Origin of the sequence: Salinibacterium sp. SWN139 (assembly GCF_015864625.1) — a bacterium.
Classification (GTDB): Bacteria; Actinomycetota; Actinomycetes; order Actinomycetales; family Microbacteriaceae; genus Rhodoglobus.
This window is the reverse complement of record NZ_JADYWV010000002.1, coordinates 460772-487597: the sequence shown is the minus strand read 5'-3', so window position 1 is coordinate 487597 and position 26826 is coordinate 460772. Positions and strand designations below refer to the sequence as shown.

25 protein-coding genes are annotated in these 26826 nt (G+C 61.0%); 5 read left to right on the top strand and 20 right to left on the bottom strand.

Features of this window, described 5'->3' with window-relative positions:
- The 5 genes from I6E74_RS07505 to dusB form a co-directional block, all read right to left on the bottom strand.
- Entirely contained in the window at positions 1–1095 is a 1095-nt protein-coding gene (locus I6E74_RS07505) for an ABC transporter permease (protein ID WP_197124420.1), read from the bottom strand.
- 108 nt (positions 1096–1203) lie between these two features.
- Entirely contained in the window at positions 1204–2826 is a 1623-nt protein-coding gene (locus I6E74_RS07500) for an ABC transporter substrate-binding protein (protein WP_197124419.1), read from the bottom strand.
- A 160-nt stretch (positions 2827–2986) separates the two neighbouring features.
- Positions 2987–4894, bottom strand: a complete 1908-nt coding sequence (dnaG, locus tag I6E74_RS07495; protein WP_197124416.1) for a DNA primase — start codon at positions 4892–4894, stop codon at positions 2987–2989.
- Positions 4895–4926: 32 nt separating this feature from the next.
- Positions 4927–6171, bottom strand: coding sequence for a deoxyguanosinetriphosphate triphosphohydrolase (locus I6E74_RS07490; protein WP_197124415.1), 1245 nt, complete (start codon positions 6169–6171; stop codon positions 4927–4929).
- The gene (dusB, locus tag I6E74_RS07485; protein WP_231604836.1) at positions 6161–7369 is read right to left on the bottom strand and encodes a tRNA dihydrouridine synthase DusB; all 1209 of its coding nucleotides are present in this window, start codon (positions 7367–7369) and stop codon (positions 6161–6163) included. Before dusB ends, I6E74_RS07490 begins: the two co-directional genes overlap by 11 nt.
- 15 nt (positions 7370–7384) lie before the next feature.
- Between dusB and I6E74_RS07480 the strand changes: the two genes are divergently transcribed.
- Complete coding sequence (locus tag I6E74_RS07480; protein WP_197124413.1) at positions 7385–7864, top strand: aminoacyl-tRNA deacylase; 480 nt, start codon at positions 7385–7387, stop codon at positions 7862–7864.
- Positions 7864–8304, top strand: coding sequence for a hypothetical protein (locus I6E74_RS07475; RefSeq protein ID WP_197124412.1), 441 nt, complete (start codon positions 7864–7866; stop codon positions 8302–8304). The genes I6E74_RS07480 and I6E74_RS07475 overlap by 1 nt, the downstream gene beginning before the upstream one ends.
- A 22-nt stretch (positions 8305–8326) precedes the next feature.
- Here I6E74_RS07475 and I6E74_RS07470 read toward each other — a convergent pair whose 3' ends face one another.
- From I6E74_RS07470 to I6E74_RS07460, 3 genes are all read right to left on the bottom strand, one after another.
- Positions 8327–8479 carry a hypothetical protein gene (locus tag I6E74_RS07470; RefSeq protein ID WP_197124411.1) on the bottom strand — a complete coding sequence of 51 codons (153 nt, stop codon included), beginning with the start codon at positions 8477–8479 and terminating at the stop codon, positions 8327–8329.
- A gap of 3 nt (positions 8480–8482) precedes the next feature.
- Entirely contained in the window at positions 8483–9148 is a 666-nt protein-coding gene (locus tag I6E74_RS07465; RefSeq protein ID WP_307784420.1) for a DsbA family oxidoreductase, read from the bottom strand.
- An 84-nt stretch (positions 9149–9232) separates the two neighbouring features.
- Complete coding sequence (locus I6E74_RS07460) at positions 9233–10180, bottom strand: hypothetical protein (RefSeq protein WP_197124410.1); 948 nt, start codon at positions 10178–10180, stop codon at positions 9233–9235.
- A 20-nt stretch (positions 10181–10200) separates the two neighbouring features.
- On the opposite strand from I6E74_RS07460, the gene I6E74_RS07455 reads away from it, so the two are divergent.
- Positions 10201–10371, top strand: a complete 171-nt coding sequence (locus I6E74_RS07455; protein WP_197124409.1) for a hypothetical protein — start codon at positions 10201–10203, stop codon at positions 10369–10371.
- A gap of 163 nt (positions 10372–10534) precedes the next feature.
- Here I6E74_RS07455 and I6E74_RS07450 read toward each other — a convergent pair whose 3' ends face one another.
- Together I6E74_RS07450 and I6E74_RS07445 are read right to left on the bottom strand one after the other, a co-directional pair.
- The gene (locus I6E74_RS07450) at positions 10535–11920 is read right to left on the bottom strand and encodes a glycine--tRNA ligase (protein WP_197124408.1); all 1386 of its coding nucleotides are present in this window, start codon (positions 11918–11920) and stop codon (positions 10535–10537) included.
- A gap of 56 nt (positions 11921–11976) precedes the next feature.
- On the bottom strand, positions 11977–13023 hold the full coding sequence (locus I6E74_RS07445; protein ID WP_197124406.1) for an aminotransferase class V-fold PLP-dependent enzyme: 1047 nt from the start codon (positions 13021–13023) through the stop codon (positions 11977–11979).
- Between the two features lie 81 nt (positions 13024–13104).
- Between I6E74_RS07445 and I6E74_RS07440 the strand changes: the two genes are divergently transcribed.
- The gene (locus I6E74_RS07440; protein ID WP_197124404.1) at positions 13105–14067 is read left to right on the top strand and encodes a LysR family transcriptional regulator; all 963 of its coding nucleotides are present in this window, start codon (positions 13105–13107) and stop codon (positions 14065–14067) included.
- Here I6E74_RS07440 and I6E74_RS07435 read toward each other — a convergent pair.
- From I6E74_RS07435 to recO, 7 genes are all read right to left on the bottom strand, one after another.
- The gene (locus tag I6E74_RS07435) at positions 14037–15203 is read right to left on the bottom strand and encodes a cysteine desulfurase family protein (RefSeq protein ID WP_197124402.1); all 1167 of its coding nucleotides are present in this window, start codon (positions 15201–15203) and stop codon (positions 14037–14039) included. The two genes, I6E74_RS07440 and I6E74_RS07435, sit on opposite strands and share 31 nt — an antisense overlap.
- The gene (nadC, locus tag I6E74_RS07430; protein ID WP_197124400.1) at positions 15200–16060 is read right to left on the bottom strand and encodes a carboxylating nicotinate-nucleotide diphosphorylase; all 861 of its coding nucleotides are present in this window, start codon (positions 16058–16060) and stop codon (positions 15200–15202) included. Before nadC ends, I6E74_RS07435 begins: the two co-directional genes overlap by 4 nt.
- The gene (gene nadB / locus I6E74_RS07425; RefSeq protein WP_197124398.1) at positions 16057–17622 is read right to left on the bottom strand and encodes an L-aspartate oxidase; all 1566 of its coding nucleotides are present in this window, start codon (positions 17620–17622) and stop codon (positions 16057–16059) included. The genes nadC and nadB overlap by 4 nt, the downstream gene beginning before the upstream one ends.
- Before the next feature lie 2 nt (positions 17623–17624).
- On the bottom strand, positions 17625–18914 hold the full coding sequence (gene nadA / locus I6E74_RS07420; RefSeq protein ID WP_197124396.1) for a quinolinate synthase NadA: 1290 nt from the start codon (positions 18912–18914) through the stop codon (positions 17625–17627).
- A complete protein-coding gene (locus tag I6E74_RS07415; protein ID WP_197124394.1) occupies positions 18901–19617 on the bottom strand; it encodes an NUDIX domain-containing protein in 717 nt (238 codons plus the stop codon). The genes nadA and I6E74_RS07415 overlap by 14 nt, the downstream gene beginning before the upstream one ends.
- A gap of 130 nt (positions 19618–19747) precedes the next feature.
- Entirely contained in the window at positions 19748–20560 is an 813-nt protein-coding gene (locus I6E74_RS07410; protein WP_197124392.1) for an isoprenyl transferase, read from the bottom strand.
- A complete protein-coding gene (recO, locus tag I6E74_RS07405) occupies positions 20557–21285 on the bottom strand; it encodes a DNA repair protein RecO (RefSeq protein ID WP_197124390.1) in 729 nt (242 codons plus the stop codon). Before recO ends, I6E74_RS07410 begins: the two co-directional genes overlap by 4 nt.
- Before the next feature lie 556 nt (positions 21286–21841).
- Here recO and I6E74_RS07400 point away from each other — a divergent pair.
- Positions 21842–22504 (top strand): trimeric intracellular cation channel family protein, encoded by a 663-nt coding sequence (locus I6E74_RS07400; protein ID WP_197124388.1) that lies wholly within the window; start codon positions 21842–21844, stop codon positions 22502–22504.
- A gap of 139 nt (positions 22505–22643) precedes the next feature.
- Here the strand turns inward: I6E74_RS07400 and leuA are convergent, their stop codons facing one another.
- From leuA to I6E74_RS07385, 3 genes are all read right to left on the bottom strand, one after another.
- Positions 22644–24422 carry a 2-isopropylmalate synthase gene (gene leuA, locus I6E74_RS07395; protein ID WP_197124386.1) on the bottom strand — a complete coding sequence of 593 codons (1779 nt, stop codon included), beginning with the start codon at positions 24420–24422 and terminating at the stop codon, positions 22644–22646.
- Positions 24423–24613: 191 nt separating this feature from the next.
- On the bottom strand, positions 24614–25513 hold the full coding sequence (era, locus tag I6E74_RS07390; RefSeq protein WP_197124384.1) for a GTPase Era: 900 nt from the start codon (positions 25511–25513) through the stop codon (positions 24614–24616).
- Positions 25510–26820 (bottom strand): hemolysin family protein, encoded by a 1311-nt coding sequence (locus I6E74_RS07385; protein WP_197124381.1) that lies wholly within the window; start codon positions 26818–26820, stop codon positions 25510–25512. The genes era and I6E74_RS07385 overlap by 4 nt, the downstream gene beginning before the upstream one ends.
- Positions 26821–26826 lie beyond the last annotated feature (6 nt).

Here is a 26826-nt window from a genome sequence, read left to right as displayed (position 1 = left end):
TTAGTACCTCACCCTCGGGTCGATAATCGCCGCAATGATGTCGACGATGAAGTTGGTCAGTGCCACGATCACCGCGAGCAGCACCACAATGCCCTGCACCGCCACGAAGTCACGAGCACCCAAGTACTCGACGAGTTTGAAGCCGAGGCCCTTCCACTCGAAGGTGGTTTCGGTCAGCACCGCGCCTCCCAGCAGGAGGGCGATCTGCAAGCCGATAACCGTGATGATCGGAATAAGCGCGGGTTTGTAGGCGTGCTTGCGCACGAGGCGGTATTCGCTCACTCCACGGGAGCGCGCAGCATCCACGTAGTCCATCGACAGTGAACCAATGACGTTGGTGCGCACGAGCCGCAAGAAGATTCCGGCCGTGAGCAGCCCAAGCGCGAGACCAGGAAGCACGGCGTGCGAGAGCACATCGCCGATTGCTGCCGGGCTGCCCAGACGGAACGCGTCAATCAAATAGATACCCGACTTGTTGTCGAGCGATGTCAGTTGCAACTCTGTGCGAGTGGATGCTCGGCCTGCCACCGGCAATACCTTCAGCCAGACGGCAAACACGAGCTTGAGAAGCAGCCCCGCGAAGAAAACCGGAGTCGCGTAGGCGAGTATCGCGGCAACCCGCAGCACGGCATCCGGCCACTTGTCGCGGTAGTACGCCGCGACCATGCCGAGCGGAATACCCACGATGAGAGCCACCAGCACCGCGTAGAACGCGAGCTCAAGGGTGGCGCTGCCGTAAGTGACCAGCAATTCAGAGACGGGACGGCCATCAGTGATGGCGGTGCCGAAGTTGCCGGTGAAGACCTGACCGAGGTACTCAAAATACTGCACCACGAGCGGGCGATCGTAGCCTGCAGCGCTAATACGTTCCGCAAGCTGGGCTGCCGTGAGCCGGTCGCCCAGAGCAGCCGTGATGGGGTCACCGATCGAGCGCATCAACAAGAACACCATCGTCACGAGGATGAACACGGTCGGGAAAATCAGAAGAAAACGGACTATAAGAAAACGAGCGAGAGGATTTGTGATCCCCCGAAAACGCCGGGTGGGCGGTTCTGACTGTGCCGGATTGATCACGGCGGGAGCGGACTGCGACATACCTACCTATCGTGCAGAGAACGAAGACGAGGAGGTGACCCACATCGTGTGTGGGCCACCCCCTTGAGTCATTTTGCTAGGCCAAGGCCTAACTAGAGCGAATTGCTCCTACTTGGCCAAGCTGCCGTAGCGGAACTTGAACGAACCGTCGAGCGTAGCTCCGGTAACGTCCTTGCCCGTCACGGCGATCTGTGCTCCCTGAAGGAACGGAACGGTCGACAGCTGAGCCGCAACCTTCGCCTGGATGTCCTCGATCATTCCCTCACGCACGGCAGGGTCGAGTTCGGTTGCTTGAGCCACGATTAGATCGTTGACTTCAGCATCCGCATAGTGATTTCCGAGGAAGTTGCCATCACCGAAGAACGGGGTGAGGTAGTTGTCAGCATCGGAGTAGTCCGGGAACCAACCCAGCTGGTAAGCCGGGTAAGCATCGGCCGTACGCTCACTCGCGTACGTAACCCACTCGGTCGACTGCAGGTTGACTTCGAAGATTCCGTCAGCCTCAAGCTGGCTCTTGACCAACGCGTACTCGTCACCCGAAGACTCACCGTAGTGGTCTGGGTTGTACTGGAGGTTAAGAGCTACCGGAGTCTCGACACCGGCATCCGCGAGACGCTTTTGCGCTGCTTCAACGCTCGGGCCGCCGTCGCCGTCGCCGTAAAGGTCCTTGAGAACCTCGGTAGCGCCGGTCAGTCCGTCGGGAACGTAGGAGTACAGCGGCAGGTAGGTGCCCTTGTAAACCTGGTCAGAGATTTCCTGGCGGTCGATGAGGTCAGCAACAGCACCACGAACAGCGAGCGACTTCTCGGCGTCAGCCTCGGGAGTCTTCGCGCCGTAGGGCTGCGTGTCGAAGTTGAACACGATGTAACGGATTTCTCCGCCGGGGCCAACGATCACATTGACGTTGTCGTTGGTCTCGAGGTCAGCGACGTCGGTTGCAGACAGGCTGCGGTGCGCGACATCGATGTTGCCCTCTTGAACATCGAGCTTCAAGTTCGAGGCATCGGTGTAGTACTTCAGCGTGATGCTGTCAGTAGCGGCAGCGCCAAGAACACCCTGGTAGTCAGGGTTGGCCGTGAACGACACGATGTTGTTGAAGTCGTAGCTGTCGATGACGTACTGGCCAGCGAAAGCCATGCCGTCAACGATCTCTTCATCGGGGGTAACCGAGTCAGCAGAGAATACTTCTTCGTCAACAATCGGGGCAGCGGGGCTCGACAGAATCTGAGCGAACGTCTGGTCGTTGCCGTTCTTCAAGTGGAAGATAACGGTGGTGTCATCGACGGCTTCAACGCTGTCAATGTTTCCGAGAAGAACGGATGGGCCGTTCTCGTCGTTAATCGCAACCTGACGGTCAAAGCTGAACTTCACGTCTGACGACGTAAGGTCGTTGCCGTTGGCGAACGTGAGGCCCGATTTGAGTACAACGGTGTATTCATCGTCGCTCGTGTACTCCGCGGACTCGGCAATGTCAGGTTCAACATCAGAGGTGCCGAGCGGCGAGTTGAGCAGGAACGGGAACACCTGGTTCATCAGGGCAAAGGAACCGTTGTCGTACGAACCGGCCGGGTCGAGGAACGTGACTTTGTCAGTCGTGCCCACGATAAGCGACTCGGAACCGCCAGAGCTGGAGTCATCTCCAGCTTGGCAACCGGTCAAAGCGAGCGCGAACGCTGCTGTGCCGGCAACTACAGCAAGGACTCGCTTGCTGCTCTTGGATGCGGATGTCATATCCGTCTACCTCTTCCTGTTGCGTGCAGAAAATGCGACGGCGCGTTTGTAGGCGCCGCACATCCTAGTTCCTCAGTAGTAACACACGAGGAACCTTCGAGACTAGGTCGTCCGCCCCCGAACGAGGGATATTTACACGAACGCAACCAAAGAGCAGTAGTTAGGCGTCATCGCGGAGCGCACGACGCTCCGCTTCGATCCGCATGAGGTCGCGCTGAGTCTGCACATAACGCTCGGGATCACTCTCGCGATCCATGCGCTGGAGCACCCCAAGAAGTTCACGCTTTTGCCTCAAGAAATCACGCTCAATCAGGTCGGTCGTCACCTGAACGCAATACACCGGGATTCGTTCTTCGCGCTCCGGAATCGGCGCAACACTCAGTTGCTTCACGAAGGTAGAGAACGACGACGGCACTTCATCGGCAATCGCCGACGCCCAGCCCGGCTCAAGTGCTCGGTCGGCGAGAGAAGCGATCGCATCGCGAACCACAGCAAGCGAAGGCTCAGCAATAGAAATCTGGGTGAGCTTGCCGATCAGCTCGGCGCCCACGACATCCGGATGCTGCAACACCGCCATAAGGGCGTCGCGCTCCAGTCGTGTAATGGCATCAACGCGCAGGTTCATGATCGACGGCCCCGGTTGCGCTGGAGCCTCCCCAAAGCCCTCCGGCGGCACCTGTGACGACGATGCAGACTGTGACTGCTGCGGTGCCTTCGAGGGCCCAGACGGTGCAACGTGACGCTTCGCCTCGGTGACAGCAGCCTGAACCTCAGTGGGCTCCATACCGAGCCAGCCCGCCACACTGCGGACGTAGCCAATACCGAGCGCCGAGTCACGAATACCGGCAACCACGGGGGCCGCAGCGCGCAAGGCAGCAACACGACCCTCAACTGTTTCGAGATCGTGCACCGCCAACTCACGACGAATCTTGAACTCGAACATCGGCTTGCGTGTAGTGACGAGACGACGCACGGCTCCGTCACCCTTCTTGAGTCGCAAATCGCACGGGTCGAGACCGTCAGAGGCCACCGCAACGAAGGTCTGCGCGGCAAAACGGTGCTCCTCGGCGAACGCACGGTTCGCGGCCTTCTGGCCCGCCTCATCCGGGTCGAACGTGAAGATCACTTCGCCCGTGGCGGTGGTGTCTGCGTTGTCATAGTCGCCGATCATCCGACGAACAATCTTGATGTGGTCGACGCCAAACGCGGTTCCACAGGTAGCGACAGCGGTCGTGACTCCCGCAAGGTGGCAGGCCATGACATCCGTGTAGCCCTCGACCACCACGATCTGCTTGCCGCGGGAAATGTCTTTCTTGGCCAGGTCGAGCCCGTAGAGCACTTGGCTCTTGTGATAAACCGGGGTCTCGGGAGTGTTCAGGTACTTGGGGCCTTTGTCGTCATCGAGCAACCGGCGGGCACCGAAGCCGAGCGTCTGACCCGTGACATCACGGATGGGCCACACCAGCCGGCCACGGAAACGATCGTAATAATCGCCTCGCTCCCCCTTGCCGATGAGGCCGGCAACAACCAGCTCTTCCGACGAAAAGCCGAGGGTGTTGAGGTGCTTCATGAGAACGCCACCGCGCGGCGCAAAGCCAATGCCAAAACGCTCGGCGGCCGACTGGTCAAAACCGCGTTCTCCAAGAAAGCTACGACCCGGCGCTGCTTCTGGCGTCGCCAGTTGAGCAACGAAGAAGTCGGATGCCGCCTGATTAGCAGCCAAGATGCGGGCGCGATTGCCGTGATCGGTTGCCGCGCCGCCATCCTCATAGTGAAGTTCGTAGCCGAGGCGCCCAGCCAAGCGCTCAACGGCCTCGGAGAAAGAAACGTGATCCATGCGCTGCAGGAACGTGTAGACATCGCCGCCCTCACCGCATCCGAAGCAGTGATAGAAACCGACCTGGGGTCGCACATGGAAGCTAGGGCTGCGTTCTTCGTGGAAGGGACAGAGGCCCTTCATCGAGCCAGAACCAGCGCTCTTGAGAGTGACGTAGTCGCCCACAATATCGGCGAGGTTCGTGCGCGAACGCACCTCGTCGATATCGCTTCTTTTGATCAGGCCAGCCACAACCGTAATTCTAGGCTCACCGCGGTGGGACTCTAGCCAACCAGACGTGTATGCCACGCAATCGCGGACTGATCGGTGAGGCTAGCCACCTGATCTACTACGGCCCGCTTGCGCTGGTGATCGTTCTCAGCGGAATTCCAATCGGCTGTGAACCCGGAATCGAGGTTCACCGGAGCCGTCCACAGCAACACATCGGCAAGCTCAGTGAGAACATCACGCTGCTGCTGATAGATCGGGCGGCGAGCGTTTGTCGACATCACGAATGCAGCAACGATGCCCTTAAGCACGGCGATCTCCGCTTGGATCTCAGCCGGGATCACGAGGCTGCCGCCGAAGCGAGCGAGCGCATCGGTGGGATGAGCTTCGCGCGTGGCCTGAACGGCGGCACCGGCGAAGCGGCCAATGAGCTGACTCGTGAGGTTCTTGAGGCGACCGTGGGCGGCACGGGAGCCATCCCACTGATCGAGCCACGGGTCGAGAAGATCGAGACGATCAAAGGCCGCAATGAGTTCGTCGTGCGTGAACTCGCCACCGATCCACTCAAACATCGACTTCACAAGGTCGTCGTGGTTGACGCGGGCACCGAGCGCGGTGACATCAATAAAGTCACCGACGATGGCGTCTTCGAAGTCGTGCACCGAATAGGCGATGTCGTCAGAGAGGTCCATGACCTGAGCCTCTATGCAGCGCTGACGGTCTGGAGCGCCGGCGCGTAGCCACTCGAAGGCAGCCGTGTCATCGTCGAAGAAGCCGTACTTGCTGCGACCGCTCGGATCAGGAATCCCCTGGGCACTCGGCCAGGGGTACTTCGTGCTCGCGTCCAAACTGGCCCGTGTGAGGTTGAGACCGTAGCTCTTGCCGTCGGGGCCGAACACCTTCGGCTCGATGCGCGTCAGCAGGCGCAGCGTCTGTGCGTTGCCCTCGAAGCCGCCAATGTCAGCCGCCCACTCATTGAGCGCACGCTCGCCATTGTGGCCAAAGGGCGGATGCCCGAGGTCGTGCGAGAGACACGCTGTGTCGACAACATCAGGATCGAGGCCGAGGCTGTCGGCAAGCTCGCGGCCCACTTGAGCGACCTCAAGCGAGTGGGTGAGACGGTTGCGGGCAAAATCGGTGCCCATCGTGGGGCTCAAGACCTGAGTCTTGGCGGCTAGACGGCGCAGCGCGCTCGAATGAAGCACTCGTGCACGGTCGCGCGCAAAATCGCTCCGACGACTCGAATGCTGCTCGGGAAACCAACGCTCGGCGTCAGCCTCGGTATAGCCATTAGCCGCCACTGGTGCTCAATTCTGCTTGGTTGAGTTCACTACGGTGAGTCTCCTGCAGTTCGCGGCTATCGAGCCACCCCTGCGGAAGTGATGGCTTCTTCGGGGTTCCCGCGCGACCACGTTGGCCTTCAGCGTCGGCACCCGGGTACTGCTGGCTCCAGTCGAGCTGAGACAACAGTTCGTCGAGCTGAGCGAGGTCGTGCACGGTCGCCATTGCTGCGCGCAACTCTCCGCCGACCGCATAGCCCTTGAAATACCAAGCAACATGCTTGCGGATGTCGCGGCACGCACGATCTTCATCGCCGAAGAATTCCACCAGCAGTTCGGCATGACGCTTAAACGCAATGGCGACTTCGCCGAGTGTTGGCTCCGCCTTGAGAGACTCTCCTCGGAAGGCGGCAGCAAGGTCACCGAACAACCACGGGCGGCCGAGGCAACCGCGACCGACCACGACTCCGTCGCATCCGGTCTCGTCGACCATGCGCAGAGCATCGGCGGCACTCCAAATGTCACCGTTACCGAGAATCGGGGTATCGGTGATCGTGTTCTTAAGCTTTTCGATCGCGGACCAGTCGGCGTGCCCCGAGTAGAACTCCGCAGCCGTGCGGGCGTGCAATGCGATGCTGGCAACCCCGGCACCAGCACCAACACGAGCAGCCTCAAGGTAGGTCAAGTGGTCAGAGTCAATGCCTTTGCGCATCTTGATCGTCAGCGGAACATCGCCGGCAGCTTTCACCGCACCTTCGACGATGTCGCGGAACAGATCGATCTTCCACGGGAGCGCTGCTCCCCCACCCTTGCGAGTGACCTTGGGAACGGGGCATCCGAAGTTCAAGTCAATGTGGTCAGCGCGGTCTTCGGCCACCAACATCGTCACCGCTTCAGACACCGTCTTAGGGTCAACCCCATAGAGCTGGATGCTGCGGGTCGTCTCCGACTCATGGTGCGTGATGAGGCGCATGCTTTCGGGCGTGCGCTCGACGAGGGCGCGGCTGGTGATCATTTCGCTGACGTACAGCCCAGCGCCGTATTCGCGGCAAAGCCGACGAAACGCGGTATTGGTGATGCCGGCCATGGGCGCCAAAACAACAGGAACATCAAGGTCGAGGTTCCCGATGGAGAGCTGTGGCGCGACACGCGGGTCGGCAGGGGCAAGAATAGTCACGTAGCAATTGTCCCACGGCGCGCCTGAACCGGCGCCGCACATACCGGGAGGCCCCTAATGACGGCAGGAACCGACCGCGTCCGCGACGACGCCGAGCGCCGCGGCATCCCGATCGAGATCGTCGAACGGGCACCAGCGACCTCCCTGGAACACGCCGCCGAACTGCTCGGCATCACCCCGGCCGAGATCGTGAAGTCACTCGTCGTCAAACGCAGCGACGGCAGCTACCTCTTTGCCCTTGTTCCCGGTGACCGCCAGATTTCGTGGCCCAAGCTGCGCGCCGTCGTCGGTGTCAATAAATTGCGGATGCCCGAAGCCGCCCTTGCGCTCGAGGCCACCGGATTTGCGCGCGGCACCATCACCCCGCTCGGTAGCAGCACCGCTTGGCCCGTGTTTGCCGACGAACGCATCGCGGGCAAGCGAGTATCAATGGGCTCGGGAGATCACGGGTATACCACTTGGGTCAATGCGAATGATCTCATCACCGGCTTAGAGGCGACCGTCGCCGACATCACCAGCGAAACAGGAACCGACTAATGGCCCTCGAGGAACATCCCAACGTCTTTCGTTTCGAAGCCCGCCTCTGGGTGAGCCCGGCGCCGCGAGAAGAAGCCCTCGCGCAACTGCGCGCCCAGCGGGCGTGGGACAAAGAGAACGCGAGGCTTCAGCGCTGGTGGGTTTCCTTCGGCATTGGTGCGGCGGTTGGCGTTGGCGGAATTTTGGCGGTCGGAACAGCATCGAACCTCGACCCCACCCTCTACCTGCTGCTGTTGCCTCTCGGCTTTGGCGGCGGCGCCATCCTCGGAGCCCTCATCAACAAGCGCTTCAATGCCCCCGAAGCGCAACATGCATCGCTACCAGCGCGCCCCACCACGGTGCCGCTCACACTCATCCCCTCGCGGGTCGCCAAAGCGGTGCCAGAGTTTGCAACCGCAGCCGAAATAATCGAGTGGTCGAACCGCGGCTTTGTGGGCTAACTAACGCGGAACAGATGACTGGCTAGACGAGGCCTTCATCGATCTGACGATTCACGAAGGCTTGCGAGCGGTGATCGTCGACGACGACACAGGCATCACCTTCGCACGCTACGGCATTCGGGTCGCCGAGTGGCTGAAGGGCGAAGGTCGGGATTGGCTTCGTTGCGGCATCCATGTGCTAAACGTCTCTTTCGGTAAGTACTTGTGTGAGTACGTTAGCGAACGTTTCGCTTTCTTGTGCGCCCGAAACCCCATACTTGCCCTCGATCACGAAGAACGGCACGCCCTGGATGCCGTACTGCATGGCAGTTTCCATGTCGGCCTTCACCGCGGGAAGGTACTCGTTCGACTCAAGAACACGCACTACTTCGTCGCGATCAAACCCGATGGACGCCGCGATATCGGCGAGGTCTTCGACGCGTCCGACGTGCTCAGTCTTCACAAAGTAGGCCGCGAGAAGGCGTTCCTTCATCTCAAGCTGACGGCCCTGAGCCTTCGCGAAGTGCAGGAGCTCGTGCGCCTTGATCGTGTTGGTCTGGTGAATGTGCTCGTAGTCGTAGTCGAGACCGAGGCTCGTGGCGATGTCGGTGACGCGCGTGAGCATCTCTTCAACCTGCGGGACCGCCAGGCCCTTGCGCTCGCTCAGATACTGAATCGGAGTGCCTTCGTATTCAACCGGGGTATCGGGAGCCAACTCGAAAGAGTGGTACTCGATATCGACGGCGATGCCGGAGCTTTCGACGGCCGCTTCAAGGCGACGTTTTCCGATGTAGCACCAAGGGCACTGAACATCAGACCAGATGTCGATTTTGACGGGGGCAATCGGGTTTGCTGAATCATTCACCTCAGGGTTAACGCGTTGACGCCCTAGGTATTCCCGTTCTGAAGCGACCGCGACTGGTGTGTTCGGCTCCCTCCCCTCGGAAACTCAGGAGAATCCGTATCGGGGACGCGTGAAGCCGCCAGGCAACGGGCTAGCTCTTCCCATTTGCACCGAATCTCCTGAGTTTTCGAAACCAGAAGTTGAACGTAGGGAGAGCGCACTGTCGAGCGCGTGCATAAACAGATCCCACTGTGTGAAAACCATTTTGGCGCTTACGTTCATGGCGTGAAATCCGGCGATGGTTATCTCCAGAGCCTTGAGGCGGTCCTCTTCAAAAGTGTGAGCGTGGAACTGTCTGCCGTCGATTTCCAGCCCCACGACCCCGTTGACCACGAGATCGATGCGTTTGAATCCCACGGGGACCTGAATAGCGACCCGGTGTCCCTCTCTTCGGAGGCGGGTGCGGGCGAAACTCTCCGGCAGGCTTTCACACCGTCCGTCGACCCACGAACGGATCCATCGCTTATGCCGGGGTAAGGCGAGGAACAGCCGCTCGAAATCGAATGCGTCGATGCGGCCAGCGTGCAGTGCCCAGTCAATCGCCGCGACTGCCGTCTCAAGATCCTCATCGAGAATCACCCGTCGAAGCGCATCAAGAATTCCCACGTGCCAGTTTGTTCCCGTCTCGCTGATGGCCGGCGGATCCCAGTGCAGGCGAAGCCCTCGACGCACGCCGAGGCGGCGTCGTCGATTCCATGGGCTGCGCAGTCGCGCTGCGTTGTGAGGCAAAGAAACGTGAAGAGGGTGCTTGTCTAGAACCCAGCCGCCCCAGTCTGCGATCGCAGAAATTCCCGTAAGGCGACCGCCAACTCTCACCGCTCTCACTTTCGACTCCGATTCCTCAGCGGTCGTGTACCAACCCTGACGCGCCCGCACTACCTCGCCACGCTTAACGGCGCGAGTGAGATCAAAGTCCTGGGCACCTCGTGCGACCAGCTGTCGTTTTTGCGCGAGCCCACCAAGCTCATCGACCATTTCACGGATATTGACCATGAGAGCAGCATTGTGGCCGTGTGCTTGCGGAAAGCTACGACGCAACGATCGGTGAAGTAGCGCGCATATCTCGCGCTGTGGATGACTTGCCCGCCACGGAAATTCAGGAGATCCCGGAACTCGTGACGATTGAGGGCCGGGATTCCGTGATTACCTTGGCAAAAACTCTTGGTACTGCAGAGATCTCCTGAGTTTCCGAAGGCAGTAGTGGCAAAGGGGCAGGAGGCGGGAGGCGAGCGCAAATGGAAATAAACGCAGAGAAGCGGGCCCGGACTGTGTCCGGGCCCGCTTCTGTCCGCAGTACGATCACCTGTCGGCGACCGACGCGCGGGACGTTCTAATTCAACGCGGTGGCTAGCAGCCGATGAGCTCCTGCGCGAGGTAGCCCCGCAGCTCTTCGATCGGCATGCGCTTCTGCTCCATCGAGTCACGCTCGCGAATCGTCACGGCGTTGTCGTCGAGCGAGTCGAAGTCGATCGTGACACAGAACGGGGTACCGATCTCGTCCTGGCGACGGTAGCGACGGCCAATGGCACCGGCGTCATCGAAGTCGACGTTCCAGTACTTGCGCAGGTCAGCAGCAACAGCGCGAGCCATCGGTGAGAGGCGCTCGTTGCGCGACAGCGGCAGCACAGCAACCTTCACCGGCGAGAGACGACGGTCGAGGCGCAAAACGGTGCGCTTATCGACTCCACCCTTAGCGTTGGGCGCTTCGTCTTCCGCGTACGCGTCGATGAGGAAGGCCATGAGAGCACGGGTGAGTCCGAACGCGGGCTCGATCACGAAGGGCGTCCAACGCTCATCCTTGGCCTGGTCGAAGTACGACAGGTCGGAACCCGAGGCCTCTGAGTGTGTGCGCAGGTCGAAGTCGGTGCGGTTGGCGATACCCATAAGCTCGCCCCACTCGCCGCCGGCAAAGCGGAAACGGTATTCAACATCCACAGTGCGCTTGGAGTAGTGCGAGAGCTTTTCTTGAGCATGCTCGTAGAAGCGCAGGTTTTCGGGGTTGATGCCGAGATCGGTGTACCACTTCATGGATTCGTCGATCCAGTACTGGTGCCACTCTTCGTCGGTGCCGGGCTCGACGAAGAATTCCATCTCCATCTGCTCGAACTCGCGGGTGCGGAAGATGAAGTTTCCGGGCGTGATTTCGTTGCGGAACGACTTTCCGACCTGGCCGATTCCGAAGGGCGGCTTCATGCGAGCAGCGCCCATGACGTTGGCGAAGTTGGTGAAGATACCCTGAGCGGTTTCGGGGCGCAGGTAGTGCATGCCCTCTTCGTTGTCGACGGGGCCGAGGAACGTCTTAAGGAGCCCTGAGAAGTTCTGCGGTTCGGTCCACGATCCAGGCTGACCGGTGTCAGGGTCGCGGATGTCGGCAAGCCCGTTCACGGGAGGGTGACCGTGCTTCTCTTCGTAGGCTTCGAGAAGGTGGTCGGCGCGGTAACGCTTGTGGGTGTGCAGCGATTCGACGAGCGGGTCAGAGAAGACCTCGACGTGCCCGGATGCTTCCCACACCTTGCGGGGCAGGATGACGGCCGAGTCGAGCCCGACGACGTCTTCGCGACCTTGAACGAAGGTCTGCCACCACTGCTTTTTGATGTTCTCTTTGAGGGCGGTTCCCAGCGGGCCGTAGTCCCAGGCTGAGCGTGAACCGCCGTAGATCTCTCCCGATTGGAAGACGAAACCTCGGCGCTTGGCGAGGTTGATTACGGCGTCGAGGGGGTTAGGCGTAGCCACTAAAAACTCCAATAGTCAGCCGAGCTGGATGCACGGTCGGCGGACATCCAGTTTAGCTAGACGCGCAGCGCAGCGATAACCGCCGCGACGTCTTCTTCGGCATTCCAGAGATGGAATGCGGCGCGAAGGCGACCGGCACGACCGGAGGCGGTGATTCCCGCCGCCGTGAGCTTGGCAAGATCGGCACCCGATTCATCCGGCCACGTGACGATGGCTTGATTCTGGCGCTCGATTCCGAGGGCATCGCAGAGTTGGTTCGCAAGGCCCGTGCAGTGCTCCCAGACTTCGGCGATATCGAGGTCGGCAAACATGGCGATTGGATGCTCGGCCCCCACCCAGGCCTGCCACGCTGGCGATACGTCGAACTGGCGAGCATCCTTCGCAAGGTTCATCTCGGTGCCGTACACGCTCGACCACACGTCTTCTCCCGCATACCAACCCGCTTGCACGGGCGTGACGTGCTCGGCGAAATCCTCGGAGATCGTGAGAAACGCGACGCCGCGAGGCGAACACAACCACTTGTAGGCGTGGCAGACTGTCGCGTCGAATTGGGTGGCATCCACGGGGTAAACGCCGGCGGCCTGGGTGATGTCGCAGAGAGTTCGCGTTCCGTGTGTGGCTGCCGCTGCGGTGATCGCCGCAACGTCGGCGACTTTGCCGTTACAGGATTGGATGAGCGAGAACGCGACGAGCGCAGTGCTGTCGGTGATGGCATCCGCAAGTTCGGCCAGCGGCACGGCGCGAACCGCGAGGTCGGGGTGTTGCAGAAACGGGTACACGATCGAGGTGAAGTCGGATTCGACGACAAGCACTTCTGAGCCGGCCGGCAGCGAGCACGCAATAAGCGAGGCCATGACCGAAGTTTGCGAGCCGATCGCAACGCGCGCGACGTCGATGCCGACAAGGCGGGCGTAGTGGCCGCGCGTGCGCTCCACGATGTCACCGTAGTTCATGGGGTTGCAGGTGGCGGTGGCCCACAGTTGAAGTTTCTGGGTCATCTCGGTGACTGCCGCACACGTCGGCAGTCCCATGGTGGCGGCGGAGAGGTAGCCGCGAGTGTTCGCGAAACTCTCGATAGCGTTCGTGAGGGCCGGTGATGTCATGCCTCCATAGTGCTCTCGTGCTATTCATGCGACAAGAGCATGATTGGGATATGAACTATCACGTCTAGTTATGCTTGAGTCATGGACACCACGCCCGATCTGCTCACGCTGCGCATCGTTCGCACCATTTCCGAACACGGCACCATCAGCGAAGCAGCGCGCATCCTGGGCTACAGCCAACCCGCGCTCAGCCAACACCTCACCCGTGCTCAAACCCGCTTGGGGTTGGCGCTCGTCGTTCGCGCTGGCCGCGGAGTGCGCCTCACCGAAGCTGGCCGCGCCCTCGCCAGCCATGCCGTCACCGTGCTCAATGCGGTGGATGCCGCGAGCGCCGAACTAGCTGAGCTCGCCGGCCTCTCGAGCGGAACGGTGCGCATCGCGGCCTTCCCGACGGCGTCCTCGACGCTCGTGCCGCGGTTGATTCGTCAGCTGCGGCAGCAGCATCCGAATTTGACGGTGAATTATGTCGAAGCCGAGCCTCCGCAGGCGTTGCAGCTGCTGCGGGATGGCGCTGCGGATGTCGCGATCACGTTCTCCTACCCTGAAGACCGGGCTGACCCGCATCTGTCTCGCGATGGCGGGCATACGACGGTTCCCCTTTTCACAGAGCCCGTGGTCTTGGTGCTTCCCGATAGTCACGCGCTCGCGACAGCGGATGACGTGGGCTTGGCAGATCTTGCCAATGACGCCTGGATTGCGGGCTGCACTCTCTGCCGAGGTCATTTATTGGCACTGTGCAATCTTGAGGGTTTCGCTCCCGAGATAGGTCTGGAGACCGACAATGCCTTAGCGGTGTTGAATTTCGTGTCACGGGGGCTCGGCGTAGCTCTACTCCCCCAGTTGGCACTGTCGTCGCTGACTCTGCCGGAGGGCGTGAGTATCCATTCTCCGCAGCCGTCGAGTGAGCGCACCATTCAGTACGTGATTCAGCCGGGGGCGACGCGCATTCCCAGCGTGGCGGCCACTATTGCGATGTTGACTGCTCTGGATGGCGCGTCGTGGGGTTTGCGGGACTACCCCGAGAGTGAGCGCACCGCGCGGTAGGCGGTTTCGATCTCCGCGGCGACCGTGGCGAGTTCTTCGGCCGTGGTTTCGCCGTTGAGGCTGAAGCGAACGGCGGTCTGGGCGATGGCTTCATCAACGCCCATGGCGAGCAGCACGTGAGAAGCGTCATCACTGCCCACCGCGCAGGCAGAGCCCGCCGAGCAGATGATGCCGGCACGGCCGAGTTCAAGCAGGAGTGATTCGCCGCTGGTACCGGGGAAACAGAATGACGCGTTGTTGGGAAGGCGAACGGATGCAGTAGCGGTCGTCTCGCCGAGCTCCGGCCCCGTAAGGATCACCCCCGGCACTCGAGCCTGCACGTCGGCCACGAAGTCAGTGCGCAAAGCAGCGATGCGTTCTGCCCGTTCGACACGGTCGCTCTCGGCGAGCGCCAGAGCGTGAGCAAAGCCGACAGCCCCGGCAACATTCTCCGTACCGGAGCGCTTGCCGCGTTCTTGACCTCCCCCGTGCAGCACAGGTTCGAGGCTTCGGCGTCCTTTAACGATGAGTACTCCGATGCCTTTCGGGGCACCGAGCTTGTGCCCAGACAGGCTAAGGGCATCGACGCCCAACACTGCAGGGTCGAGGGGAAGCCAGCCGGCTGCTTGTACGGCATCCGTATGCAGGGGTATTCCGTGAACGCGGCAGAGTTCAGCGATTGCCGCAATGGGCTGCACGACGCCCACCTCGTTGTTGGCGTACATGATCGTGCAGAGGGTGGTGTCGGGGCGAAGAGCCTGACGCACCTCGTCAAGGTCGACTAGGCCGTGGCTATCGACCGGCAGTACCGTCACTTCGAAGCCGTGGATGCGCTTCAGGTAGTCAACGGTCTCCAAGACGGCCTCGTGCTCAACCGCACTCGAGACGATGTGGCGGCCGCGAGGGTCAGCGAGTGCGAGCCCTTTGATCGCAAGGTTGTCTGACTCTGTGCCACCCGACGTGAAGATGACATCGGATGCCCGACACCCGATCGACGCGGCAACGCTCGTGCGCGCGCCATCCAGGGCACGCTTGGCGGACTCCCCCAGCTCGTGATGACTAGAAGGGTTGCCGAAGTCTCCCGTCAGCAGCGGCCACATCGCTTCGAGCACCTCTCGGCGCACCGGCGTGGTTGCTGCTGAATCGAGAAAGATCATCGCGCTGCTGCGCTCACCGCAATATCGAGACCAAGGTCAAGCGAACGCACACTGTGGGTGAGTGCCCCTACGGAGATGACATCGACTCCGGTGGCCGCAATAGCGGCAACCGTGTCGAGGTTCACTCCTCCACTGGCTTCGACGATTGCCCGGCCAGCAACCAGCGCAACACCGGCACGCAGGTCATCGAGCGAAAAGTTATCGAGCATGATCGTGTCTACGCCCGCGGCCACTACAGTCTCAACCTGGTCGAGGCGATCGACCTCCACCTCAAGATGGGTGGTGTGCCCAATGTGTTCGCGGGCACGACGAATCGCTTCGCCGAGATCGATACCCGCCGCAGCGAGCACCGCCAAGTGGTTGTCTTTCGCCATCACGGCATCCGAGAGACTAAAGCGGTGGTTGTAGCCACCACCGCTGCGCACGGCGTGACGCTCAAGCGCACGTAGCCCCGGAGTCGTCTTGCGAGTGTCAACGATGCGGGCGTGCGTACCCGCCACCTCGGCGACGTAGGCCGCCGTCTGGGTAGCGATGCCTGACATCCGCTGGCTGAGGTTGAGAGCGATGCGCTCCGCCCGCAGCACGCCACGTGCATTGCCGGAGACGGTAGCCAGTTGCTGGCCAGCGGTGAAGGTGTCACCATCACTGGCCTGCAGCGTGACCTCGGCCTGAGCATCCACCAACTGGAACGTGCGGGCAAAGACATCAAGCCCACTCGCGACCCCCGGCTCGCGTGCGTTGAGAACAGCGGTCGCCGCAGCGTCGTCGGGCACAAAGGCGTCGCTCGTCACGTCACCCCACGGTGCATCTTCGGCAAGCGCCATCAGGATGACATTATCAACGAGTTGCTGATTCATCGCTTGACCGTCTCTGCTTGATCTTCGGCGGGGATGAAATCCCCGGCCACGTTCACTGCGGCCCACCGGGTGGAGAAGGCAAGCTCTTCGCGTGTTTCGGGGAAGTCGGTGCGTTCGTGGGCACCGCGAGACTCTTCGCGGCGCAGGGCCGCAACAACCACGAGACGGGCAAGGTCGAGAAGATTGGCGTTCTCCGCGCCCTCGACGGTGTTCGACTCGGAGTGCCAGCTGGCCAGAATTGCGGCGGCTTCGCTGAGGCGCGTCGCGTCCCGCTCAAGACCGACATGGCTCCACATGAGTTCGCGCAGTTGATCTCGAGTGAAGGCGTCTTTACCCGTGATCTCGAACTGCGGCTCGAGCGCGTCAACCTCGATGGCCCGCTGGGGCTCGTTGAGAGCATCAGCAGCGCGCCAGGCGAAGACGAGAGACTCGAGCAGGGAGTTGGAGGCCAGGCGGTTAGCACCATGCACACCGGTGCAGGATGCTTCTCCCACGGCATAGAGACCACGCACGCTCGTGCGGCCATCGATGTCGGTGCGGATGCCGCCCATCCAATAGTGGGCCGCCGGCGTCACTGGAATCGGCTCAGTGCCCCAGTCGAAGCCGTGCTCTTCGCACACCTCGGTGATACCGGGGAATCGCTTCGCGAGAAACTCGGAACCGAGGCCCGTGGCATCGAGCATGATGGGCCGGCCGCCCTGCTTTTCCATGGCGCGAGCGATACCGCGGGCAACGACATCGCGCGGGGCGAGCTCGCCATCGGGATGCACGTCGAACATGAAGCGCTTGCCGTGCTCATCGAGCAGCGTGGCGCCTTCACCGCGAACAGCTTCTGACACCAGCGGGTTGCCGGGCACCGCGAGCGACGTGGGGTGGAACTGGAAAAATTCGACATCGGCAAGGGCGGCACCGGCACGGTACGCCGCAGCCACTCCATCCCCCGTCGTGACAAAGGGGTTGGTGGTGTGCTTGTAGAGCTGACCGGCACCACCGCTCGCGAGAATGACGATGTCGCCGTCGATCACGCGCGAGTTACCGTCGGGGGCGATCACGTCGATGCCGGTGACGCGAGGCGTACCGTCGTCATCCGTCTCCGTCACCAAATCGCGCATGAAGGTATACGCGTAGGTCTCTACCGCCAACGCCTTGACTGCCCGCAGGAGCGCCACTTCGATCGCGAGCCCCGTAGCGTCTCCACCGGCATGGATGACGCGCCGCGACGAGTGCGCCGCTTCGTGTCCCCGAGCGAGCTCACCATTGGCGACCCGATCGAACTCGACCCCGAGAGAGATGAGTTCTTGTACTCGCAACGGACCTTCGCTGCAGAGCACCTCAACGGCATCCCGTTCGCACAGGCCAGCACCGGCAATCATCGTGTCGGAAACATGGCTGGCGACCGAGTCATCGGGGAACAGCACGGCAGCCACGCCACCCTGGGCGTACTTCGTATTGCTCTCCGCCATCTCCGCCTTCGTCACGAGAACCACATCGTGGTGCGCGCTCGCGCGGTAGGCGGTGATAAGACCGGCAATTCCCGTGCCGACAACAATGACCCGTGCCATGATTACGCTTCTTTCGTCGCTACCGGAGGCTTCGCGGCGAGCATGCGCTCGAGAGCGATCCTCGCTGGTTCTGCCACATCGTCGGAGACAGTGATCTGGTTGAGCACCTCGCCGCGGACGAGCGCTTCGAGCACCCACGCCAAATAGCCGGGGTGGATGCGGTACATCGTCGAACAGGGGCACACCACGGGGTCGAGACAGAAGATCGTGTGCTGCGGATATTCGGCAGCGAGACGGTTGACCATGTTGATCTCAGTGCCGATCGCGAACGTCGTCGGTTCGGTCGCGGCAGCAACAGCCTTTTGGATGTAGTCGGTCGACCCCGCCTCATCAGCGGCGTCCACCACCGGCATGGGGCACTCGGGGTGCACGATCACGCGAACACCGGGGTGCTCAGCGCGAGCCTTCTCGATCTGGCCGACGTTGAAGCGCTTGTGCACGCTGCAGAAGCCGTGCCAGAGCACGACCTTCGCCTCGTTGAGTGCCTCTGCATCGTTGCCGCCGAGAGGCTTGTTGGGGTTCCACATCGGCATGAGATCGGTCGAAATGCCCATCTTCTTCGCCGTGTTGCGACCGAGGTGCTGGTCAGGGAAGAACAGCACGCGTTGGCCGCGCTCATAGGCCCACTCCAGCACTGTCGTCGCGTTCGAGCTCGTGCAGACGATGCCGCCGTTGCGACCGCAGAAGCCCTTGAGCGCTGCCGAAGAGTTCATGTAGGTCACGGGGATGATCGGCACGCGGCCATCAGCATCCGGCTCGGTTCCGTAGATCTCGGTGAGCTGTTCCCAGCACTCTTCTACCGAGTCGATGTCGGCCATGTCGGCCATCGAGCAGCCAGCGGCAAGGTTTGGCAGGATCACGGCTTGATCGGAGCGAGCCAGGATGTCAGCGGTCTCGGCCATGAAGTGCACGCCGCAGAAGATAATCGCTTCGGCATTCGGCACCGTCTGGGCGGCGTTGGCGAGTTGGAAAGAATCGCCCAGGAAGTCAGCGTGCTCCACAACCTCATCGCGCTGATAGAAGTGGCCCAAGATAACCGCACGGTCGCCGAGGGTCGCTTTAGCGGCAACAATGCGAGCGTGGAGGTCTTCGTGGGAGGCCTTCTGGTACTCAACAGGAAGCTGACCCTGACGCGGCGCGCCCGTCGGGATGACGTCGCCCATCGAAGCCCCTGGCCCATAGCTCGGAACGCCCAGATCGAAGGTCCACGGACCATCGGCTAGCTCAGGCGCACAGGTTTCCCCGTCGCCCGTTGTGGTGATGCGCTGAATAGTCGAATCAATGGATGACACGAGTGCTCCCTGTCTTTAGGCGGCCGAGCGGGCCATTGTCGACGAGCTCAACGCCCTCGTCATAGCGGTACAACCTCGGAGGCCGGTGACGCCCTCCCGAGACCACGTGATCAGTGGGAACCAGTGAACCTGAGTTCTCAATCTGTCGACGGAAATTGGCGGGATCGAGCTGCTTCTGCAACACAGCCTCGTGCACAATGCGCAGCTCGCTCAGGGTAAAAGTCTCGCCCAGGAATGCCCGGGCGATGCGCGAGTACTCCATCTTGGTGCGCAGTCGCCAGAGCGCGTAGTCGACGATGACATTGTGGTCAAAGGCCAACTCGGGCAGGTCATCTGCCGGGAACCAGCGCACATTCTCACCCTCAGTGGCTCGATCTGCCTCTTCTTGACGCACGAGAGCCCAATAGACAATCGACACCGCGCGAGGACCAATTGAACGCTCAACTTCACCAAAGGCGTAGAGCTGTTCAAGGTAGGCCGGTTCGAGCGCGGTCGTCTCAAGCAGATTGCGGGCTGCCGCGTCTTCGAGGCTCTCGTGGTTGTCAACCCAGCCACCGGGCAACGCCCACTGACCGTCATACGGTTCGCGGGTGCGACGCACGAGCGGAATCCAGAGCGCGCTCTCCCCCGACTCCGGAAGCGGGCGCAGGGCAAAAATCACGGTGGATACCGCGAGCGAAATTGCTTGCTCACTCTGTTGCATCGCGGCTCCCTTCGGTAAGAGTCATGCTGACCTGAACACAGAATACACCTTAAAGTCATCCCGACCAAAAGAGGTGCTACCCTCAGTTTTGGGTGCGATCAGCCTCGAACGACGAGAGAAAGCGTGCGGTCTATTGAGAGTCGTCCGTTGGAGCATCGACGGCGCCACCGAACCGGCGCGAGCGGCCGGCGTAAATCTCGATCGCCCGCCACAGGTCTTCGCGGGTGAAATCAGGCCACAGCGTGTCCAAAAACACCATCTCTGCATAGGCACTCTGCCAGGGCATGAAGTTACTCATCCGCTGTTCCCCCGAGGACCGCACAAACAGGTCAACATCGGGCAATTGTGGTTGGTAGAGCCGCTTCTGGATGAGCTTCTCTGAGACCGCAGACGGCTTCAGTTTTCCTGCCGCCACATCATCCGCAATCGAGCGCACGGCATCCGCAATCTCATTGCGTCCGCCATAGTTGACGCACATCGTGAGCGTGAGCGTGCTGTTCTTCTCGGTGAGTTTCTCGGCGAACTGCAACTCTTTGATGACCGACGTCCAGAGTCGAGGCCGACGGCCGGCCCAGCGAACGCGCACGCCCCACTCATTGAGCTGATCGCGGCGACGGTGCAGCACGTCGCGGTTGAAGCCCATGAGAAAACGAACCTCTTCGGGCGAACGACTCCAGTTCTCCGTCGAGAAGGCATACACGCTGACATGCTTCACCCCGATCTGGATGGCGCCAGCCACCACATCGAGCAGGCTCGCCTCGCCCGCTTTGTGGCCCTCCACGCGCGTCAAACCTCGAGCGTTCGCCCAACGACCGTTGCCGTCCATGACGATGGCAATGTGCTCGGGAACAGAACCCTTCGGCATCGCCGGAGGCTGGATGCCCGTCCAGTCCAGCGGACGAAACTCGACGGCATCTTTGTGAGTTTTTGCTACGCGGCTCATGCGCTCCGATCCACATGCTGAATGGAACGAAGACTGCGTTCCAAATGAAACTGGGTATAGGCGGCAACGACGCCACTGGCCTGGGAACGAGACCGTTCCTCGGATGCTTCTGCGACATCCCACTGGCCTGCCAACAAAGCGCCGAGCAATTCAAGCGTATCCGGGCTGAGTCGAGGTGAACCGGGCGGGGCAACCTCATCGGCAACCACACCACCCATTTGCGCCACGAAAACCGAATGCGGGCCCGGCGCTCCGGTCACCGCACAATCAACAAAACTGGGCGCCCAACCTGCGATTGACAGGCTGCGCAAGAGGTAGGAGTCGAGCGTCAGACTTGGGTTGTGCTCGCGCCGCGACAGAGACCGCAACGCGCCCACCAGCAACAGATATTGCTGAAGGGAACCATCATCATCCGTGACCTTGTCAGCCGTCTCGACCATTACACTCGCCGCGGTATAGCTCGCATAGTCGGCCGTAATCTCTGAGCCATACGACCCCAGAGACTCGGCCTGCTGGATGATGTCGAGGTTGCGCCCGATGTAGCACTGGATGTCCGCGACCATAAACGGTTCCAGTCGCGCCCCAAACTTGGAGGCCGTGCGACGCACCCCTTTGGCTACCGCCCGGATCTTGCCGTGCTCACGCGAGAGCATCGTCACGATACGGTCGGCTTCACCCAGCTTATGGGTGCGCAGCACAACGGCTTCATCACGATAGGTAGGCACCCGACAAGTATCCTCCGCTTGTCGCAAGTTTGCTGAGCGACGGCCCGCACGCGGCCTGTTTCGCTGAGCGACTCCGCCGTCGCGTCTCACCTTCGGAAACTCATTCGGAAACTCAGGAGAATCGCGTGCGTCGGACGAAAAACGACCCGTTTACCCGCCCCGAAGGTGACGGCGGGGCTAATTCTCCTGAGTTTCCAGAAGGTAGCACGGGGATTGCGCCCGCGGAGTCCCGCTCGGCGCAACAGAACGCAGCGCACATCGCCCCACGACGGGTCACACAGTGCGCGCGCTCACAAGTGCACACCGTAGCCCCCCGGAAATTCAGGAGGTCTTTGCGCTGCGCAGATCTCCGAGGCCGATTCTCGTGCAGGCTAAACGCCCACTGGCGCAGATCTCCTGAGTTTCCAACACACGCGGCACGCGGGTACGGGTACGGCGCTGGCAGCGCATCGAAAAAGGCTCAACACGGCGCGGGAAAGCACGAACCGCGGCTGCGATCGCAGGCTTGCCCAGAGCACAACAGCGCCGCCCGCCCGGGTCGTGGTACGAATGGTGCGTGAACGAGACTTTTGAGATTCCACTGTGGGCTGGCCTCCTCGCGGTCGGCGTTGGCGCGATGCAGGGCGCGATGTTTGCAGCCCAGTTTCGTGACCGCCGCTTGGATCTCCTCGGCGTTGCAATCATCGGTATTTCTACGGGGTTTGGCGGCGGCATGGTGCGTGACATCGTGCTGTCCGAAGTCCCCGCCGTTCTCACGACAAACTGGTATCTCTTGGTCGCGACCGGTGCCGCGCTCTTCGGCATGCTTCTCGAACGCCTCATCGCGCGAATGGGCCCTCTTATTACTCTGCTCGACGCTCTCACCATTGGGCTGTTCGGTGCCATCGGCACCACGAAAGCTCTCGCCATGGGTCTGCCCGACGTGCCTGCCATCTTCGTTGGAGTTATCTCGGCCGTCGGCGGCTCGATCCTGCGCGACTTGCTGCTCTCGATGCCCATTTCCCTCATGCACGTGGGGTCGCTCTATGCCGTTGCCGCAGTGTCGGGCACGACAAGTCTTGTGATCATGCGCAACTATGACGTGCCCGTGCTCTTGGCGGCGTCAATCTGCGTGGGCATCACCGTGGGCGTCCGGATTCTCGCAGTGCTCTTCAACTGGACGCTGCCCGAACAGCGCACTATCAGCGGGATGCCCAAATTCCGTCGCCCGTCACGCTAACGAGCGCCACCGGGCGCCTCCCCCCGCGGTGACAGCCCCCATTCAGCAACTCTGCCTCGCAGCAGCCCGGCAGCCCCGCCGCCCTTAACGCACGAACGCCCCACAGCACAGAGCTGCAGGGCGTTCGTAAAGCTCAGACTTAGCCTGCGACGAGTTCTGACTCGGGAGCATCCTGAGTGGCACGCACCCAACGGTTGACCGCAGACACAATTGCTTTAAGAGACGCCCGCGAAATGTCGCCATCGATGCCGACACCCCAGAGGCGCTGGCCGTTGATGTCAAGCTCAACGTAGGCAGCAGCCTGCGCGTTGCTTCCGGCGCTCATGGTGTGCTCAACGTAATCGTAGAGTTTGACCGCGATGCCTTGGCCCTGGGCGGAAAGCATGCCCAAGAAGGCATCGATCGGGCCGTTACCGCTGTGACTGGCGTCGGTCTCGGTGTCATCGACGCGCAGGCGAGCTTCAAGGCTCACCTCGCCATCGTTGGCGCTCGTTGTGCGGGTCGCCAGCAATTCGTAGCGCCCCCACTTCTGGTCTGCGTGATCTGCGGATGCCGGCAGGTATTCGTCTTGGAACGAGGTCCAGATCTGCTCGCTTGAGACCTCACCACCCTCGGAATCCGTCTTCGACTGCACGACACCGCTGAACTCAATCTGCAGCTTGCGCGGCAGATCTAGGTTGTGATCGGCCTTGAGCAGGTAGGCAACGCCACCCTTACCCGATTGTGAGTTCACGCGAACAACGGCTTCGTAACCGCGCCCGACATCCTTGGGGTCGATCGGCAGGTACGGAACAGCCCAAACCAAATCGTTGACGTGCTTGCCTTCACGTTCGGCCTGCGCCGCCATCGACTCAAAACCCTTCTTGATGGCGTCTTGATGCGATCCGCTGAAGGCCGTGTAGACAAGGTCGCCGGCCCAGGGGCTGCGTTCGTGCACCTTCAACTGGTTGCAGTGTTCTGCAGTCCGGCGAATCTCGTCAAGGTCACTGAAGTCGATCTGAGGGTCGATTCCTTGAGTGAAGAGGTTGAGGCCCAGAGCGACGAGGTCGACGTTTCCGGTGCGCTCACCGTTGCCGAACAGGCATCCCTCGATGCGGTCGGCACCGGCCATGTAACCAAGCTCCGCCGCAGCGATTCCGGTTCCACGGTCGTTGTGCGGGTGTAGCGAAATGATGACGTTCTCGCGGTGGTTCACGTGGCGCGACATCCATTCGATGGAGTCGGCATAAACGTTGGGGGTAGCCATTTCGACCGTGGCCGGCAGATTCAGGATTACCTTGCGCTCGGGCGTGGGCTGGAAGACTTCGAGGATCTGGTTACAGATATCGACTGCGAACTCGAGCTCGGTACCGGTGTAGCTTTCGGGCGAGTATTCGTAGTAAACCTCGGTGCCGGGGACCATTGCTTCTGACGCCTTGCAGATGCGAGCACCGTTGAGCGCGATGTCGACAATGCCCTGCTTGTCTTTGCGGAACACGACATCGCGCTGCAGCACGCTCGTGGAGTTGTAGAGATGAACGATCGCCTGCTTGGCGCCCTTAATCGATTCGTAGGTGCGCACGATCAGCTCTTCGCGCGCCTGCGTCAGCACCTGAATGGTGACGTCATCTGGAATCGCGTTCGTCTCGATGAGCGAGCGAACAAAGTCGAAGTCAGTCTGGCTAGCCGAAGGGAAGCCGACTTCGATCTCCTTGTAGCCCATCTTCACGAGCAGATCGAACATGATCCGCTTGCGTTCGGGGCTCATCGGGTCGATCAGAGCTTGGTTACCGTCGCGGAGATCAACGGCACACCAGCGGGGTGCCTGAGTGATGTGCTTGGACGGCCACGTGCGGTCCGGCAAATCAACGGGGATGATCTCGTGATACGGACGGTACTTGTGGATCGGCATCGATGATGCGGACTGATTGTTCTTCATGGTGTGCTCCTGCTGTTCTCAAAGCCTTGTGGGCCACTCGTTACGGATCTGGTCAGCCAATGACAAACACCGCGACGAGGGAGGCCTCTATTAGGACTCGTCGCGGCAGCTAAGGAGGAGCAGACCGAACAACACATTTTCAGACTAGCACTGCCTGTGCCGCAACGAGTGATTGGTTACAGAACCGCTACCTAGAAGCCGAGGCGGCCCAGTTGCTTCGAGTCGCGCTGCCACTCTTTGGCGACCTTGACGCGCAACGAGAGGAAGATCTGCTTGCCCACGAGCTTCTCGATCTCCGCACGAGCGCGCGCTCCCACATCCTGCAGGCGCTCACCACCCTTGCCGATAATGATGCCCTTTTGGCTATCGCGCTCGACGAAAATGTTCGCGAAGACTTCGAGAAGGTTTTTGTCCTCGCGCTCAATCATGTCGTCGATCGTGACGGCAATCGAGTGCGGAAGTTCATCCATGACGCCCTCAAGCGCGGCTTCGCGGATGAGCTCCGCGACTCGGGATTCCGTCGACTCGTCGGTGACAGCATCATCCGGGTACAGAGCGTTGGAGACCGGCATGAGCTTCACGAGCTCGGTCGAGAGAATGTCGAGCTGAATCCTGTCGAACGACGAGATTGGAATGATCTCGTCCCAGTCGCGCAGTTCCGCCACAGCCTTCAGCTGCTCGGCGACACCGGGACGCGATGACGCATCGATCTTGGTGACGATCGCGACCTTCTTGGCGCGAGGGAAGGAATCCAACTGCTCGTTGATGTAGCGGTCGCCCGGACCGATCTTTTCATTGGCCGGAATGCACAGCCCAATGACGTCGACTTCACCGAGGGTGTCTTGCACGATCGAGTTGAGTCGTTCACCGAGCAACGTGCGCGGGCGGTGCATACCGGGAGTATCCACGATGATGAGCTGGCCGTCTTCACGATGCACGATCCCGCGGATGGCGCGGCGGGTAGTCTGCGGCTTCGATGACGTGATCGCCACCTTCTCCCCCACTAGCGCGTTGGTTAATGTGGACTTTCCCACGTTGGGTCGACCAACAAAGGTCACGAATCCTGCTCTGAATTCACTGGCATCGGTCACTGTGATTCACCGTTCTCTCGTTCATTCGAGCGTGGGTCGTGCTGATCTTCAAGCCAAGGGTCGCGAGACACCAGCACTGTGCTGATGCGTTTGCGACGCCCCTCAGTACGTTCTGCGGTGAGGACAAGCCCGGAGTAATGCGCCACGGCACCGCTCTCGGGCAGTCGCCCCAGCGTTTTCATGATGAGCCCGCCGACAGAGTCAACTTCGTCATCATCAAGTTCGAGCCCAAAAAGGTCACCCAACTCGTCGATCGGCAGTCGGGCGCTCACTCGGAATGTGCCATCAGCCAACTCTTCGAATTCGGCAACTTCACGGTCGTACTCGTCAGAGATGTCGCCAACAAGTTCTTCGATGAGGTCTTCCAACGAGACTAGTCCCGCGATCCCGCCGTACTCGTCGACCACCATCGCAAGGTGATTCGATTCGAGCTGCATTTGCCGCAACAAGCTATCAGCACGCTGCGACTCTGGCACGAAGAGGGCTGGTCGTGCGAGCTCTTGAGTCGTCATCTTGTCGGCTTCTGCCGGCTGTTCGTAGACCACTCGGGCAACGTCGCGCAGGTACAGCACGCCCATCACCTGGTCGATGTCTTCGCCAATGACTGGCACGCGAGATACACCACGACTCAAGAAGAGGCCCATCGCGGCGCTGGCCGTGACCTCCGCCTCGACGGTGACCATGTCGGTGCGCGGAATCATGACCTCACGCACCACAGTGCTGTTGAACTCAAAGATTGAGTGGATAAGGTCACGATCGTCTTGATCAAGAACTTCGTGTTCAGCGGCTTCATCCACCATGCTGAGCAGTTGTTCTTCGCTCGAGAATGTTGCCGTACGCGGCCGACCAGGAGTCACTCGGTTGCCGAGCGCCACCAGCGCATCCGCAATCGGACCAAGAATTACGCGGATGCTGCGCACCAGCGTCGCTGAGACCTGCATCACCTTGCGAGAGTGCGCGCGTCCAACACTGCGGGGGCTGGAACCGACGAGCACGAACGATGCCCCGGTCATGATGAGCGCGCTCAGCAGCAGCACGAGCCACCACTGCTCGAAGGCAGAGGCAAACACGAGAGTCACCAATACTGCTGCAGTGGTTTCCACCACAATGCGCATGAAGTTGAGCGCGTTGATGTGCGCGCCGGTGTCGAGCGAAATCGCCGTGATTGACTTTTTGGCACGACTGCGAGCCGCAAGTTCGACGAGGTCGGTGCGGCTCATGACACCGAGTGCCGCGTCTGCGGCCGCGAGCAAACCACCGAGCGACACCAGCAGGACCGCGGCGGTGATGAATATGCCGATCACCATGACCGG

What these genes read in the sequence shown, in the direction of transcription:
- I6E74_RS07505 (WP_197124420.1), bottom strand. Translation starts at nt 1,095, where the DNA reads ATGTCGCAGTCCGCTCCCGCCGTGATCAATCCGGCACAGTCAGAACCG.
- I6E74_RS07500 (WP_197124419.1), bottom strand. Translation starts at nt 2,826, where the DNA reads ATGACATCCGCATCCAAGAGCAGCAAGCGAGTCCTTGCTGTAGTTGCC.
- dusB (WP_231604836.1), bottom strand. Translation starts at nt 7,369, where the DNA reads ATGTGCGGCGCCGGTTCAGGCGCGCCGTGGGACAATTGCTACGTGACT.
- I6E74_RS07480 (WP_197124413.1), top strand. Translation starts at nt 7,385, where the DNA reads ATGACGGCAGGAACCGACCGCGTCCGCGACGACGCCGAGCGCCGCGGC.
- I6E74_RS07475 (WP_197124412.1), top strand. Translation starts at nt 7,864, where the DNA reads ATGGCCCTCGAGGAACATCCCAACGTCTTTCGTTTCGAAGCCCGCCTC.
- I6E74_RS07470 (WP_197124411.1), bottom strand. Translation starts at nt 8,479, where the DNA reads ATGGATGCCGCAACGAAGCCAATCCCGACCTTCGCCCTTCAGCCACTC.
- I6E74_RS07460 (WP_197124410.1), bottom strand. Translation starts at nt 10,180, where the DNA reads ATGGTCAATATCCGTGAAATGGTCGATGAGCTTGGTGGGCTCGCGCAA.
- I6E74_RS07445 (WP_197124406.1), bottom strand. Translation starts at nt 13,023, where the DNA reads ATGACATCACCGGCCCTCACGAACGCTATCGAGAGTTTCGCGAACACT.
- I6E74_RS07440 (WP_197124404.1), top strand. Translation starts at nt 13,105, where the DNA reads ATGGACACCACGCCCGATCTGCTCACGCTGCGCATCGTTCGCACCATT.
- I6E74_RS07435 (WP_197124402.1), bottom strand. Translation starts at nt 15,203, where the DNA reads ATGATCTTTCTCGATTCAGCAGCAACCACGCCGGTGCGCCGAGAGGTG.
- nadC (WP_197124400.1), bottom strand. Translation starts at nt 16,060, where the DNA reads ATGAATCAGCAACTCGTTGATAATGTCATCCTGATGGCGCTTGCCGAA.
- nadB (WP_197124398.1), bottom strand. Translation starts at nt 17,622, where the DNA reads ATGGCACGGGTCATTGTTGTCGGCACGGGAATTGCCGGTCTTATCACC.
- I6E74_RS07415 (WP_197124394.1), bottom strand. Translation starts at nt 19,617, where the DNA reads ATGCAACAGAGTGAGCAAGCAATTTCGCTCGCGGTATCCACCGTGATT.
- I6E74_RS07410 (WP_197124392.1), bottom strand. Translation starts at nt 20,560, where the DNA reads ATGAGCCGCGTAGCAAAAACTCACAAAGATGCCGTCGAGTTTCGTCCG.
- leuA (WP_197124386.1), bottom strand. Translation starts at nt 24,422, where the DNA reads ATGAAGAACAATCAGTCCGCATCATCGATGCCGATCCACAAGTACCGT.
- I6E74_RS07385 (WP_197124381.1), bottom strand. Translation starts at nt 26,820, where the DNA reads ATGGTGATCGGCATATTCATCACCGCCGCGGTCCTGCTGGTGTCGCTC.